This is a genomic window from Ohtaekwangia kribbensis (assembly GCF_042676245.1).
GTDB classification, from domain to species: Bacteria; Bacteroidota; Bacteroidia; order Cytophagales; family Cyclobacteriaceae; genus Ohtaekwangia; species Ohtaekwangia kribbensis.
Genome location: NZ_JBHTKA010000016.1, coordinates 119,892 through 135,158 on the forward strand (window position 1 = coordinate 119,892; position 15,267 = coordinate 135,158).

The following is a 15,267-nucleotide window of genomic DNA, read 5'->3' on the forward strand; positions in this document are numbered from 1 at the left end:
TTATATACGACTATCAGCCCGAATGAATACTCACAAGCGACTGCCGCACGATACATATAATCTTGTTATCCGGTTTCTCCGTCACGAAACTTCTGCCGCGGAAATTCAAACCCTGGAGCAATGGCTGGCTGAAGACCCGTCTCACCGAAAATTGTTTCATGAGATCAATGCTGAATTTCAGGCGCATTCTGAAAACGATCGCGACTATAAACATATAGAGGATATATGGATGTCGCTGTCGGAGAAGATTGAGACAGCCGATGAAAGTAAGACACGCGTTATCGTTCCTGAATATACCCGGTTCTCCTGGTATACAATAGCAGCATCCATCAGTATAGTACTCGTTGCCGGTTTTTCGCTATGGAGGTATATACAACCTGATCTTGTGAAGTCGCAGACTATTATAGTGGAGCAGGCTGCTGATCAAAAGAAACTGGTAACGCTTATAGATGGTACGAAAGTGTGGCTGAATGCAAACAGTTCGATTCAATATGATGAGCACTTCGGAAAAGATACCCGAACGGTTTTACTAAAAGGTGAAGCGTTCTTTGATGTAACCAAAACCGGTATAGATTTCATCGTTCAAACCAACAACTTGAACATACGGGTTAAGGGAACAAAGTTTAATGTCACGGCTTTCAACAACGATGCAAGTGAATGTGCTACACTGGAAGAAGGCCGTGTAGTGTTGCAGGTGAAGGGAAAAAATGAAGCCTTTGATATGAAGCCAGGCGACCAGGTAACATTCGAACATCAGTCGAATGCCGTGAGCAGGAGAGTTGTGCGTCCATCGAGTTACTCACTCTGGAAAGAAGACCCGCTCCGATTTCAAAACGCTACACTCGAAGATATTCTGAAGAAAATCCAAACACGTTACCGCGTAACGATTAAAATACATGCCTCCAGTGTCATGCACGAGAAATTATCCATGACGCTTCATGAAGAAACCCTGGAAGAAGCGATGGAATTGATCGGTATAGCAACATCTCTGAAATATAGTATAAATGATAGTGAAGTTGTAATGTATAAGTAACGGTACAACCCCTAAACATCAAAGCCTATGAAATATTTCTATCAGTTTTTAAACAAACAGGCTATAGCTGCATACCCACGATGTGCCGTATATAGCATGGCGTTTCTGCTGCTATGCCTGGTGGCTTTACCCGGTGCCGGTCAGGCAGCACAAAAGAAGAGCAAGCGGACGGTGATTGAATTGTCCGTATCGAACCTTCCGCTAAAGGATGTACTTACGGAATTGGAGCGACAAACGGAATATACCTTTGTTGTAAATCACAGTCGGTTAGCATCACTGAACCGTTCGATTACCGTATCCATTCGGGAAGAGCGAATCGAACCGGTGCTCGATAAAATACTCGAAGGAACCAACGTTACCTATACTATACGGAAAAAGCAGATTACACTTGTAGCCGTTACACAAACGCCTTCCTCTATTCTTCATTATCAGTCAGGTGGTGGCTCGGCTCTAACGTCCAGCAATGTTAATTATATACCCTTGCCGGGACTGGTAAATAAAAAACTCATTGCTATATCCGGTCAGGTTACCGACAGTCCGGATGGCGCTCCGCTTCCCGGAGTAAATGTATTGGAGAAGGGAACTTCCAATGGCGTTGCTACGGATGCTGAAGGTAAATTTGCGCTCAACGTTTCATCTGAAACTTCCGTACTTGTCTTCAGCTTTATCGGGTATATAACGCAGGAAATAACAGTAGGCAGTCAAACCGTGCTCAACGTTCAGATGGCTTCTGATATAAATACCCTGAACGAAGTAGTGGTTGTCGGCTATGGTACACAAGAGAAAAGTGATGTAACGGGTTCAATCTCTTCTGTAAAAGGATCAGACTTTGCCAACCTGCCGGTATCTTCTACACAACAGGCACTGCAAGGTCGTACGGCCGGGGTAAATATAGTGCGCAGCGGTGGCGAGCCGGGCAATACAGGTGCCATACGCATCCGCGGTGTTGGTACCGTGAATGATGCCAACCCGTTGATCATTATTGATGGCGTACCTTCCGATGGACCACTTGTGGATGTTAACCCCAACGATATCGAATCGGTAGAAGTATTGAAAGATGCATCTGCCTCTGCTATCTATGGAACACGGGCTGCCAACGGAGTGGTGATAGTCACAACCAAGCGCGGCAAGTTTGGACAATCACTGCGCATGAGCGTGAACGGATATAGCGGTGTCTCAAACCGTATAAAGTCCATTGATGTACTCGATGCACCGACACTGGCCATGCTGAAACGCGAACGCTATACCAACGATGGTCTTGCTATAGATCCTATATGGGAAGATCCACAATACCAGACACAATTAACCGACTGGCAGGATGAGGTACTTGGAAAAGGTACGATAAACAACCTCGATGTATCCGTAAGTTCCGGTGGAGAAAAATCTGCGTTCGCATTATCCGGTGGTGTATACAACGAACAGGGGATGATCCGGAATTCATACTTCAAGCGTTATAGCTTTCGTATAAACTCTGATCACAAGATCAGCAGTAAATTTAAACTCGGACAGAATTTACAGATCACCACTCAGGCCGGTACAGCACCAAATACATTATCGGCACAGGATGGATTGGTGTGGAGTGCCATACGTTTTCATCCGGGATTACCGGTAAAACTGGCCGATGGCAGCTATAGTACATCACAGGTGAGTTCGCAGTTCGGCGATATCAACAACCCTATATTTACCATCGATACACAAGACAGACGTTCAACACGTTCGCGACTGCTGGGAAGTGTAAATGGAGATTTCGAAATATTCAAAGGTCTTCATGCCAAAGCGAACGTAGCACTTGACGCGAGCTTCGGCGACTATCGTGAATTCAATATCCGCGTACTCAACCAGACACGTACCACCACCAACAATTCCAGAACAGTAAGTTCGTACAAGAGCTATTCATTACTTCAGGAATATTTTCTGAACTATAACAAACAATTTGGTGTGCATGATGTAACGATTGTAGCGGGATACTCACAGCAAACATTCGATTATTCAGATATGTCTGCGCAGAAGAAAGATTTACCAAGCGAAGATCCGAGTCAGCGCTATCTTAATTCAGGCGGTACACTTACAAGTGCAACGGAAGGTCGGTCGTACAATGCACTTCAATCTGCGTTCGGACGAGCAAACTATAGCTTGAAGAATAAATATCTGGCAACGGTAACATTTCGTGCCGATGCATCATCGCGATTTGCACCTGATAAGCGCTGGGGATACTTTCCTGCGTTTTCATTGGGATGGAGAATTTCGGAAGAACCATTCTTTACAAACATGACGAATGTTGTATCGAACCTCAAAATTACCGGAGGCTATGGCGAGTTGGGCAATTCCAATATTCCAGCCCTACAATATCTTTCGCTGATTAGCGGTGGCTACCGGTATTCGTTTGGCAGTGAACAGACGCTTGGCTCGGCACAAAGTCTTATTGGTAATTTAAATATAGGGTGGGAGCGTGCTACTATGACTTCGTTTGGATTGGAAGCAGGATTGTTTCAAAATAAAGTCGTAGCAACGCTCGGTTATTTTAACAAGCAGACCAAAGATATGTTGCTTGCACCTCCATCGCTTGGATCGATCGGAACAGCTACCATTCCCTTTCAAAACGTTGGACGGCTTGAAAATAAAGGTGTGGAACTGGAGTTGAGTTATCGCAAAAGTGATGGACCGATCACCTATACTATAGCGGGTAATTTCAGCTATATCACCAACAAGGTTACAAAACTCTTTAACTCTAATTTCCTGTCGTCTCAATTATATGGACGAAGCAGTTCAGAGATTTCGCGCACGTATGAAGGTCATCCTATCGCTACATTCTACGGTTGGAAAACAAATGGTTTATATCAGAACCAGTCAGAGATCGACAGCGATCCGAATATAACCGAAGACCCGCGAAGGTCTAACGGTCAGATACAACCGGGTGATGTTCGTTTCCTCGATCTGAATGGTGACCATGTGATCGATGATGAAGACAGAACAATAATCGGTAATCCTACTCCTAAAATTACGTACGGTATAAATGCAGGTATAGAGTATAAAGGATTCGATGTAACGCTTTTCTTCCTCGGTTCTGCTAAAGTAGATATATACAATGCCGACCGCATGCAGGGTATAGATCCTACGTATCCGTTCAATATGTACGCTGAAACGATAAATCGCTGGCATGGTGAAGGTACAAGTAACTCTATTCCCCGGATGACCACTGCACGGGACAACCTCAACCACAGAACGTCTGATATGTTTGTAGAGTCAGGCGCATTCTTCCGGTTGAAGAATGTGACGGTTGGCTATACTTTGCCGCAGAGTATCACCAATGTTGTTCGCATCAGCAAGGCACGCTTTTACGTAACGGGACAGAATATATTTATAATTACCAACTATAAAGGTATGGATCCTGAACTCGGTATTGTGCAGGGAAATTTCCAGATGAATGTGGACTATGCGCAATACCCGCAGGCGCGCACATGGACAGTAGGTGCTCAATTATCATTCTAAACTATAAGCGATCAGAATTATGAAACCTATACTAAAAATTTCAGCGTGGCTTCTGGTTGTCATGGTAACCTTCACGCAGTGTAAAGATGACTTGTTGGAATCTACCGCCTACGGTCAGGCTACCAGTCAGCAATTCTGGCGTAATGGTGATGATGTTGTATCGGCAGTCAATGCTATATATGAACCGCTGTTGCAGGAAAATTACTTCGGTCATTTCGAGCGCACGTGGGATATACAGTCGGATGATATGTGGCGGGCAGGTGACCATGCCGAAGATCAATCGATCGAATACTTTACCTATGATGCGAGTAATCCGAAACTGATTGATACCTGGAAGTGGCGCTATGAAATGATATCACGCGCCAACGCAGTGCTCATCAACGCACCGGATGTAGAGATGGACCAGGCTATAAAAAACAGAAGTCTGGGTGAAGCTTATTTCCTTCGCGGCTTCAGTTACTGGAGACACTACCTGGTGCACGGTGAAGTTCCGCTGTTTCTGGAAGCTGATGTTACTTCGGGCACCATCAATAAACCCAAGGCTACACTGGCGGAAGTGCAGGCTCAGATCGAATCAGACTTTTTAAAGGCAGCTGAGTTGTTGCCGGAGTCTTATCAGGCAGAGACGGAAAATCTCGGGCGTGTATCACGCGGTACTGCGTATGGCTTTCTTGCCAAGTTCTATTTATATACGGAACAGTTTCAGAAAGCGATCGATGCGGGTATACACGTAACTGAGAATGCACAGTATGCATTGGCTGATAACTTTGAAGATAATTTTACAATTGCTACCGAGAACAATCCGGAAATTCTGTTCTCCATGCAATACAAAGCCAACTGGACAACGGATAATACACCACAGATATATACTACGCCTCGTCCATGGGGGGGATGGGATTTCCGAGAACCTGTACAAGATCTTGTAGATGAATTTGAACCTGACGATCCGAGACTTGGGTATACTGTATTCCAGGTTGGTGAGATGGTTGACCTTGGTGGTGATGCCGGTGTGCAGGAGTATACCGCTGATCTTTCTACTTCCGGGTATCATTTTAAAAAGTTTGCTTCATGGGTGAACGGTGGCTTGAATTCCGATCAGAATGCTCCCATACTTCGCTCGGCAGATGTATACCTGTTGGTGGCAGAAGCCAGGATACGAGCCGGACAGAATGGTGATGCGGAGCTGAATGCAGTGCGAGAGAGAAATGGTCTCGACCCCATCACGAATGCTACTATGGAAGATATCATTCACGAACGCAGGGTAGAACTTGCCGGTGAGAATGAACGCCACCAGGATCTGCTGCGTTGGGACAAGGCCGGCATCATTGACATCGTTGCGTTCTATGCTATCAATCGCGGTTCGTTAAAGCCGGGCAGAACATTTCAAAGACCCAAGCATTATTACTTTCCGATACCGCAGCGTGAGATCGACCTGAGTAATGGCGTGCTGATACAGAATGAAAACTATAGATAGTATAGATACTTCGGATAAGACACTGCTATAGTGGCTTTTCCCGGGTTTGGGATGAGTGAACTCCTTTTGTGAAAACAAAGGGAGTTTTTTATATAATCAATAAGCAAAAACCTGGTATAGATGCATATAAATATTCGTGCAGGATTTATGGCTATCGTCACGGCGGTATCTGTGACATTATATCAATGTTCTGGTCGCAACAGTGTGCAATCACTGGAAGGAACGTGGCGCATGGATTCGGTATACTCGTACTACAACGGATTTGCCTTTACCCGCAAAGATATTTTGGACGAACCGCTACAACGCTATGAACCCGATGGCAGTTTGGTTATGACGCTCAACGAAGAATCGCGTACGTTTTATTTTTCTATGCCTGTACGTGATAGTCTTGTACACCTGGCACCTGATAAATCGGTTATCGATAAATTCGCAATCATTGCATTGGACAATGATGTACTTGCTTTAAAGAAGTCATTGAATCCTGTCTTTAAAGGGCCGCAACAGGAACGATACGAAGTGCGTTACTTTTCGAAAGTAAAATAACAATCCTGAATTTGTTGTCAGGGAAATGTTACAGTTCTCGATGTTCCGGTATAACTATATATAACCGCTTGCTTTACATCCGGAGTTACGGCAAGTCTGCGGGATGATTGTGATAGATAGCCACTGCTATAGTAAAATTCATGTTTTGATTTTTTACCGTTAGCATGTGTCATAATCGCATAGGCATCATTTGCCTGGATAGCAATATACTTACCGGGTGTGACGGTATTCTCAAATACCTTTAGCGTATCGTTATTCTGTGTTGCCAGCAAAAGAAGTTTTCCTTTTCCATCCACCAGCTCACTCAGTGCTTTGGCATTTCCATCGATCAGTAAGCCGCTTTGTTTGATCGATAGCGGTAGAAACGTTCCGTTGCCATTGCCGTGTAGTATCATTCCTTTAAATGCATCGTATCGGCCGGTGAGTACATCGGGTGCGTATGAGTTTCCACTCAGAGCTATATCGATATGACCATCGCTGTTGTAGTCATCTACCGATATGCCATATACCGGGGCAACCTGTGTCTGTAACGGTAAGGGTACCAGTTTCCAACCTGCTGCTCCGTTGTTTTCGAGGTAGCATGATTGAAGTATATCGCTTCGAAGAATAGTCGGTGCTGTGGTTGCCCCGGCAAACATGCTTTCCATTGTTGCATCGGAATATACTTTATAGCTTGGATATTTTTTCTTGAACTGCACAAGCTGTAGAAAAAGATCATCACGCGGATGTGCGGGACGGTTTACACCCTGGATATAGTGTGCCAGTATAGCATCTTGTGTGCCATCCTGGTTAAAATCTCCGGTGCATATACTCACCGGTTGATCAGGGTATATTTTATAGCGCGTGTTCAGACCGAGGTTTCCTACAATGAAATCTATATCGCCATCTTCATCAAAGTCACCGCCTTGTATACTGTTCCACCAACCGGTAGAGTTCGCGACAGTCGCTTTATCTTTTGCCTGTACAAATTTACCCTGCTTGTTTTTGAAAATGGTGATTGGCATCCATTCGCCAACAACAACCAGGTCTGTTTGATTGTCGTTATCAACATCACTCCAGGTTGCCGCAGACACCATGCCTATATTTTTTAAGCCTGCTGCCACGAGGTCTGTAACATCTGTAAAGCGGCCGTTATTATTTTGATAGATATAGCTTTCGCCAGCTTGCGGGTAATGTTGTGGTGTCAACCGTCCTCCTATAAAAAGATCGAGATCACCATCGGCATCATAATCGGCAGCTGTTACACATGAGCCGCTTGCTGCTGAAACAGGAAGAGCATCTTGGCTATAACTGAAATTGCCGTGACCATCGTTGCTATAGAGACGATCGCGATAGTACGGTGAACCCACAGCAAATTCGTTTCCGCCACTTACTATATATAGATCGTTATCGTGGTCGCCATCGGCATCGAACAATAATACGCCTATATCTTCTTCAAACTTCTTTTCGTGCGTCAGCACTTTACTGCTAAAGGTTCCATTCTTCTGTTGAACGAAAAACTGCCCGGATTGATTATAGGCTCCCCCAATGAAGAAATCATCGAGACCGTCACCATTGATATCTCCGATAGCTATACCCGGACCGTCTTCCGAAAACTTATGTGGGATTAGCGGCTGAATTTTAAAATCTGCGTATTCAGTTTCATGGTGTATATAGGTAATGTTTCGATCGACTTGCTTGAACAGTGGCTGCGATTGATCCTGTTTAGTTGATACATCGATTGTTTTTGCATCGCTATATTTGATGGTAAGGGTCTGATCAGCGGACAACTGTTTAAGTAATTGTTGCTTCCCGTCTGGCCATTGAATGCGTACGGAGTCTATCGTTTTAAGTTGTGCTAATCCGAAATGAAGTCCTTGCTCTACCGAGGACTGATAGCCTCTGTAGGGATAGTTTTCCTGGAATTGAAATGTGGAATCGGTATATAGCCAGACCTTCGCACCATAACCCTGTATATTTCCGGAAGCACCTTCAAACTTTAATTTTAGAAAATGATTTTGTGTCAGCTTATCGGAATGGTTTTGAAATATAAATGCAGGCCCGTCTATATTGTTGGTTAAATAATCAAGATCACCATCGTTATCAAGGTCGGCATAGGCTGCTCCGGTGGAATAGGAGGGTAAGGTAAAGCCCCACGCGGCAGACTGATTGCTGAAGGTAAGATCGCCTTTATTTTTGAAAGCAAAGATGGGTATATGTGCACCTTCTATACTTTGAATGGCGTTGAGCAGTTTTTTCTTTACCGATTCATTGTAGCCATGGTTCATAAACTCGTGCATCTTGTAACTGGCAAAATCGCGATTGGTTATGTCGCGGGCATAACCGTTCGTAATCAGCAAGTCTTTCCAGCCGTCATTATCGATATCTGCGAACAGCGGGCTCCAGCTCCAGTCTGTAGCTTCGATGCCCGCGAGTTGTCCTATTTCACTAAAGAGCGGTTGCCCTGCCAGAGATTCTCCAACGTTTAGCTGCAATGTATTGCGCATGAACTGCGGTGTATATCCATAGGCAATTTCTGAACGGTAGCGATCGTAATTCGTGGAGCCAAACATCATTTTCTGTCGCTTGTTATCTGGTGGCAACATATCAACCGCTACAACATCCGGCAATCCATCATTGTTGAAATCAGAAACATCGTTGCCCATGGCGGAGTAACTTGTATGTTTGAAGTACTGCGACAGACGATCGGTAAATGTACCGTTGCGATTATTGATATAGAGCAAGTCGTTGGACAGATAGTCATTCGAGACATAGATATCAGACCAACCGTCATTGTTGATGTCGCATATTGATATTCCTAATCCATAGCCTTCTATTGTGATGCCTGCTTCCGTTGAGACATTGGTAAACGTGTTGTTGCCATTGTTCCGATAGAGGCGGTCGGTGTTGATCATTTCTCCCTTTACCCGTTTCGTTCGGATCACGTTCGGACCGGTCTGATCGGTTGTGTTGGTAAGGATATATACATCCAGGTCGCCATCTTTATCATAGTCAAAAAATGCTGCTTGTACCGAATGACCGGTATCGGCAAGTCCGTATTCTTTTGCTTTCTCGGTAAATGTATTGTTGCCGTTGTTGATATAGAGTTCGTTAGCACGTTTGGTTGAATCAGTTGAAGGACCTGCATAGCATACATATATATCCAGCCAGTGATCCTGGTTGATGTCAATCATCGAAACGCCAGTCGCCCATTTACCGGAGGAAGGTATGCCTGCTTGCTTGGTAATGTCTTCAAATTTAAAATGACCACGATTCAGATAAAGCTTACTGGCCGACATGTTGGCTGCGAAAAATATGTCCTGCAGTCCATCGTTGTTAATGTCACCTGCGCCAACACCGGCACCGTTATAAAAGTACTCGAACGTGATGATGTTTAGGTCTTCGTCTTCTTTCAGATTATTGGCAAAGTAGATTCCGGTTTCAACGGCCGGAAGTAATTCCATCAGGTAAGTTTTCTTTTCGGGTGTGGTACACGAAGCAAAAACCCATACCAGTATGACGGCATGAAATATACTTCCTTTGTGGAGCGTTTTGAGTTTGCGATCTGTGGATGTGCGTGTGCTTCTAAAGATGGTGCTATAGGTCGCTTTTGCAGGCTTCATGGTGTCCTAAGTTAGTGAGCAATCCAATGGTACACAGGTATATCGCAATAAAAATATTTTTTCATTTGTTGTCAGGGCGAAATGTATGTATAGTTGTATTAATAAACTGTAATGTTCCGAAAGTAAAAAACACCGACTGTATGAATAGATTTGTATCAGGTTTAATAGTGTTTGTCTGCATCGCTGCGCTGATGGGATGCAGCCAGTCTGCCACCATAGATGACAAGAAGCAAGACGATGCAGCCACAGCGCTTCTGAAACGCATTGTGAAAGATAAAGCAGGTTCGTTTCTGATCGAATACATTCCACAAGACAACGGTAAAGATGTATACGAGTTGGAGAGTAACGGTGATAGGATTGTGTTGCGTGGAAATAATGCTGTAGCGGTAGCCTCTGCTCTCAACCATTACCTGAAACATTTTTGTCATCAACATTACGCCTGGGATAAACTGGACGTTACGTTGCCCGATGTATTGCCGGTGGTCTCTGCGAAAGTTAGACGTGTGTCTCCCTATAAATATCGCTACTATCTCAATTACTGTACATTCAATTATACCATGGCCTGGTGGGACTGGGAACGGTGGCAACGTGAAATAGACTGGATGGCGCTGCATGGTATTAACATGCCGCTGGCGCTTACGGGTGAAGAAGCTATATGGAACGATGTATACCATACGATGGGTTTTACCGACAAAGAGCTTGAGACATTTTTTACAGGGCCTTCTTACTTCTCATGGTTCTGGATGGGAAACATCGATGCATGGGGCGGACCTCTGCCACAAAACTGGATGGACACGCACAAAGATCTTCAGAAAAAAATACTGGCACAGGAGAGAGCGTTGGGCATGACTCCTGTATTACCTGCCTTTACCGGTCACGTGCCACCGGCATTCAAAGATAAATTTCCAAATGCCAAGTTGAAGAAGACAAACTGGGAGGCAGGCTTTAATGATGTATATATACTCGATGCCGAAGACTCGTTGTTTGAAAAAGTAGGTGCGCTATTTCTGGAAGCACAAACACGTGAATATGGTACCGATCATTTTTACTCGGCCGATACGTTTAATGAAAATGTTCCGCCTACAAATGATACTACATTTCTGAAACAGATCAGTAACAAGGTATATAAATCGATGGCCAATACTGATCCGCAGGCGGTGTGGCTTATGCAGGGATGGATGTTTCATTACAACGATGAATACTGGAAACCTGCACAGATAAAAGCAATTCTTTCGGGTGTACCGGAAGATCGTATGATTGTACTGGATTTATATAGCGAGAGCCACCCGGTATGGCAACAGACGGATGCCTACTATGGCAAGACTCCTTGGATATGGAATATGCTGCAGAACTTTGGAGGCAACGTAGCGATGTTTGGAAGAATGCGTAACGTAGCGGCCGATCCGTCTGCAGCGTTGCATGATGCAAAATCAGGAAAGTTAACAGGCATTGGTCTTACACCCGAAGGTATTGAACAGAACCCTGCGCTCTTTGAACTCATGCTGGAGAATGTGTGGCAGAGTGAAGCGATCAATCTGGACAACTGGCTGAGAGATTATGCGACAGCGCGATACGGTTCTGAAAATGCTTCGATCAATGAAGCGTGGACTATATTGAAGAATACAGTATATAGCGGTGGCCTTGGTGAGGGTGGCTCTGAATCGATTATCGTGGCACGTCCTACATTCTCGATACAAGGACATCGTGTGCTGACCAAACTCGATTATGATCCGGTAGAACTTGCTAAAGCATGGAAGATATTTGTTGACAACGCAGATGCATTTAAAGATAACACCGGGTATCGATACGACCTGGTGGATATTACACGGCAGGTATTGGCGAATTATGCTTCGCCCTTGCAACAGTCTATAGCAACCGCTTACAGCAAGAAAGATATTGCATCATTTAAGAAATATAGTACTGAGTTCATTCAGTTGATTGATGATATGGATACGTTATTGAGTACACATCCGGATTTTCTTTTGGGCAAATGGATTGACGATGCGCGCAGTTGGGGTGTTACCCCTGAGGAGAAAAACCTGTATGAGTTTAACGCCCGTGACCTGGTAACACTTTGGGGTGATAAGAACAGCGAACTGCACGAATACTCTAATCGCCAATGGGCCGGGTTACTGAAAGATTTTTACAAACCTCGCTGGCAACAATTCTTTACCTATATCGAACAAAGCATGGTGCAACGGAAAACTCCTGACCTGGCTACGTTCGAAACAAAACTGAAAGATTGGGAATGGCAATGGGTAAATTCTACCAAAGAAAAATATTCACCAACCGCGCAGGGAAATTCAATTGATATAGCGAAGGCTATATATGGGAAGTATCATTCCAGGATTACTGCGATGCCGTAGAAGATTTGATAGTATAAAATGTCCAATCGACTTTTAGAATTTTATTGCCAGGAATTCTTTGTGAACAAATAAATCAGGCCAACTGTCATTGCTATAGATAACGATGGTTGGCCTGCAAAAACTGTATATCAATATATAGCAGTATTATCCTACCGTAATTGTTTTCATAAGAGTATAGCCGTCCGCAATATTTCCGGTAATACTATCGGCCATGTTTTGATTTAAGCTGTTTGAAAAAATGGAGTCTTGTGTGTTTGATCGGTCCGGAACACCATTATAGCCATCGCTTGCGTAAACTTCAGAATATACCGGAACAGGGAATGCAATTTGTGTTACCAAAAGCGAAGTACCGTCTGCTGTGAGAATTTGAACATGGATGTGAGGCGCCCGGCCTGGATACCATCCCGGAAAGATACTGAGATACGACACCTGTCCGTTAGCATCTGTGGTTTGGCGGCCACGCAAGAAATTCTGATTGCTATAATTGGTAGCCTGTAACTGATTGCCTCCGTACTGAGAATAGTTACCATCCTTGTCACATTGCCAAATGTCTACCAGTACACCCTCCAGCGGTGTGCAGCCATTGCTCTTGTCTTGTATCGTTAGTGTTATTAAAAGCGGAATACCTGCTCTGTCGCCAATGATATTCGCCCGCACATATTGAGCCGGTGTGCGGATAGGGAAGGGGCCTATAGTCTCCACAGGCGACACTACACAGTTATCCGAGCCATTGTTACCACCGTTCACAGGAGGAGAAGCAGCTGCGTTATCGTCATCAGAGCAAGCGGTCAATGCGGCCGGTAAAGCTGCCATGGCGCCTAGTCGCAAAAATCCATTCGTTAAAAATTTCTTCCGGTCCATCTCTATAATTTTGTTGTATATATAGGTAAACTATACGCTGGCAGATTACTTCATTAAAACATCGGATGTGGATTTGAGGAAGTCTCAGGAGCCACTTGTATAACGTTCCAATGTTCTACGATCATATTGTCTTCTACTTTGAACATTTCGGCAATCGCCAGGTATTTATATCTACCGTTGTTTGCGGACCGCCTGCAATCCATTGCTTTGTCATTGCTTTCAGAGCCTCTCTGCCATCTGCTACCTGCAGGTTGTGCTGCATATAATCTGTAACAATATATTCATCGATAGCAGATATATCTTTGTCACCAAACAATGTCTGGCGGAACGTTATCACCAACTGCTTATTGCTCTCCTCTTGTTTCAGGTTTCCGGTTGAGGATGTATTTGAATCATCATCTTTCGAGCAACCTGCTATAAGAACAACAGCACTTACCACTACATTAAGCGCAATTTTTTGGTCATCATATTCTTTAAGGGTTATACTGCAAACATGCGGCAGTGATCGCTTAAATCCATTGAACTAGTTCAACAAATAATGCTCCTTTCCCGGGTATATTCACGAATTAAGGTTCAGATCGCCATAGCATGTTGAAGCCACTCTTTAGCAGACTCAATATTTTCGAACGATGCTGTTTTTATTTTCTGGGTGCCTAACTTCACAAAGTCCTGAATCTGTAGATCAGCGAAAATATCTTTCGGTGAAACAAAAGCAATATGATATATACCGCCTGCCTGAACTCGTGGAGCCCAATCATTGGCCGACCATTCTGCCATGGTATTGCCGTCCATCAGTAAGGTGTCTGCGAGCCAGGCGATTTTACCATGAGTTTTTCTTTTCACAATTGCATACGCCAATCCAAGGTTGAGTATTTCTTTAAATTCATCATCAGTAGCGTAACCAATGTGTGTGGCAATTATACAGGGAACAGACGGATCGTAGTCAAGTGTTCCATATTCCCATGTTTGTAATCTGATAACTGTTGATTGTTCGTTCATAGTTAGATATTATATTTTCTGCTGTGTCTTACCGTTCAATTCAATACATCGGAGAAGGTTGCATCGTTGTCTCATTCTCTTATTTATGGAATTGCTATGCAAAATAGCGGGCAAAGCTATTCCAGAAGACACGGCATAGCATTGAACAAGTTCACTAAATTGGTCATTGCCTAATTTTTAAAAATAACCTGTCCTTCCAGCGGGAATTGCATCTCGAAAAGGTCTATGTATAAAGTGGCAATACTTGTTTTAAACCGGGTATAATGATCAGAGTTTATTAAAGAAGGTCTTCGCTGTGCTTCATGCATGAATACACTGATTTGATTTCGTATCAATTCACTTTTAAAAGCGTAGAGTATACTTTGATCCTGGATCATTCTTTGAAAGAAGGAAGCGAAGAAGTTACTTTCCTTTGAACTAAACTCAAGTACGGAAGCCTCAAATGTATTCAGCAAGCGAGATTGCTCGAGCCAATGGAAACATTCGCCATGAAGAAATTTTTCGGTGAAAATACAAATATACCCTGTGGTAATTTTAGCCGGATTGATATTCCACGATATGGTTACACCAGGTTTAGCAACCACTAAAACGGACCCATCGATCACCACTTTTTTGTTGGAATAATGGATCACTCCCTTGCCGGATAGCAGTGATATTTTATAAACGTCCTTCCCGCGATATGTCTGCAGTATATTTCCGTGCGATTTCACTTTATATACCTTGAATCCATTGAGCTCAAGGTCGTCACGAGTGTTTGGAAAGCGAGCGGAGTGATGCTTCATTTGTATTCCATCAACCGTTTTTTAATAACTGAACCCATGCAATTATATATTCAACTGATGTAAAACAAAACTATCACGTATTTATTGGTAAAAAATATGGGAATCAAACAAGAAGTTA

10 protein-coding genes are annotated in these 15,267 nt (G+C 43.8%); 5 read left to right on the forward strand and 5 right to left on the reverse strand.

The window, feature by feature from the left end; all coding sequences use genetic code 11:
- The first annotated feature begins 22 nt into the window (after positions 1-22).
- From ACFQ21_RS29150 to ACFQ21_RS29165, 4 genes are all read left to right on the forward strand, one after another.
- The gene (locus ACFQ21_RS29150) at positions 23-1,033 is read left to right on the forward strand and encodes a FecR family protein (protein ID WP_377586119.1); all 1,011 of its coding nucleotides are present in this window, start codon (positions 23-25) and stop codon (positions 1,031-1,033) included.
- 27 nt (positions 1,034-1,060) lie between these two features.
- Positions 1,061-4,522, forward strand: coding sequence for a TonB-dependent receptor (locus ACFQ21_RS29155; RefSeq protein ID WP_377586121.1), 3,462 nt, complete (start codon positions 1,061-1,063; stop codon positions 4,520-4,522).
- A 19-nt stretch (positions 4,523-4,541) separates the two neighbouring features.
- Positions 4,542-5,996 carry a RagB/SusD family nutrient uptake outer membrane protein gene (locus ACFQ21_RS29160; protein WP_377586123.1) on the forward strand — a complete coding sequence of 485 codons (1,455 nt, stop codon included), beginning with the start codon at positions 4,542-4,544 and terminating at the stop codon, positions 5,994-5,996.
- Positions 5,997-6,116: 120 nt separating this feature from the next.
- Positions 6,117-6,539, forward strand: a complete 423-nt coding sequence (locus ACFQ21_RS29165) for a hypothetical protein (protein WP_377586125.1) — start codon at positions 6,117-6,119, stop codon at positions 6,537-6,539.
- 17 nt (positions 6,540-6,556) lie between these two features.
- Here ACFQ21_RS29165 and ACFQ21_RS29170 read toward each other — a convergent pair whose 3' ends face one another.
- Complete coding sequence (locus tag ACFQ21_RS29170; RefSeq protein ID WP_377586127.1) at positions 6,557-10,141, reverse strand: VCBS repeat-containing protein; 3,585 nt, start codon at positions 10,139-10,141, stop codon at positions 6,557-6,559.
- Positions 10,142-10,281: 140 nt separating this feature from the next.
- On the opposite strand from ACFQ21_RS29170, the gene ACFQ21_RS29175 reads away from it, so the two are divergent.
- Positions 10,282-12,507 (forward strand): alpha-N-acetylglucosaminidase, encoded by a 2,226-nt coding sequence (locus ACFQ21_RS29175; protein ID WP_377586129.1) that lies wholly within the window; start codon positions 10,282-10,284, stop codon positions 12,505-12,507.
- Positions 12,508-12,651: 144 nt separating this feature from the next.
- Here ACFQ21_RS29175 and ACFQ21_RS29180 read toward each other — a convergent pair whose 3' ends face one another.
- The 4 genes from ACFQ21_RS29180 to ACFQ21_RS29195 form a co-directional block, all read right to left on the reverse strand.
- Positions 12,652-13,368 (reverse strand): dioxygenase family protein, encoded by a 717-nt coding sequence (locus ACFQ21_RS29180; protein ID WP_377586131.1) that lies wholly within the window; start codon positions 13,366-13,368, stop codon positions 12,652-12,654.
- A gap of 133 nt (positions 13,369-13,501) precedes the next feature.
- Positions 13,502-13,807: a nuclear transport factor 2 family protein gene (locus tag ACFQ21_RS29185; protein WP_377586133.1), complete on the reverse strand. Its 306-nt coding sequence runs from the start codon at positions 13,805-13,807 to the stop codon at positions 13,502-13,504.
- Between the two features lie 134 nt (positions 13,808-13,941).
- Positions 13,942-14,367 (reverse strand): STAS/SEC14 domain-containing protein, encoded by a 426-nt coding sequence (locus tag ACFQ21_RS29190; RefSeq protein ID WP_377586135.1) that lies wholly within the window; start codon positions 14,365-14,367, stop codon positions 13,942-13,944.
- 170 nt (positions 14,368-14,537) lie between these two features.
- Positions 14,538-15,149, reverse strand: a complete 612-nt coding sequence (locus tag ACFQ21_RS29195) for a hypothetical protein (RefSeq protein ID WP_377586137.1) — start codon at positions 15,147-15,149, stop codon at positions 14,538-14,540.
- Positions 15,150-15,267: the final 118 nt, after the last annotated feature.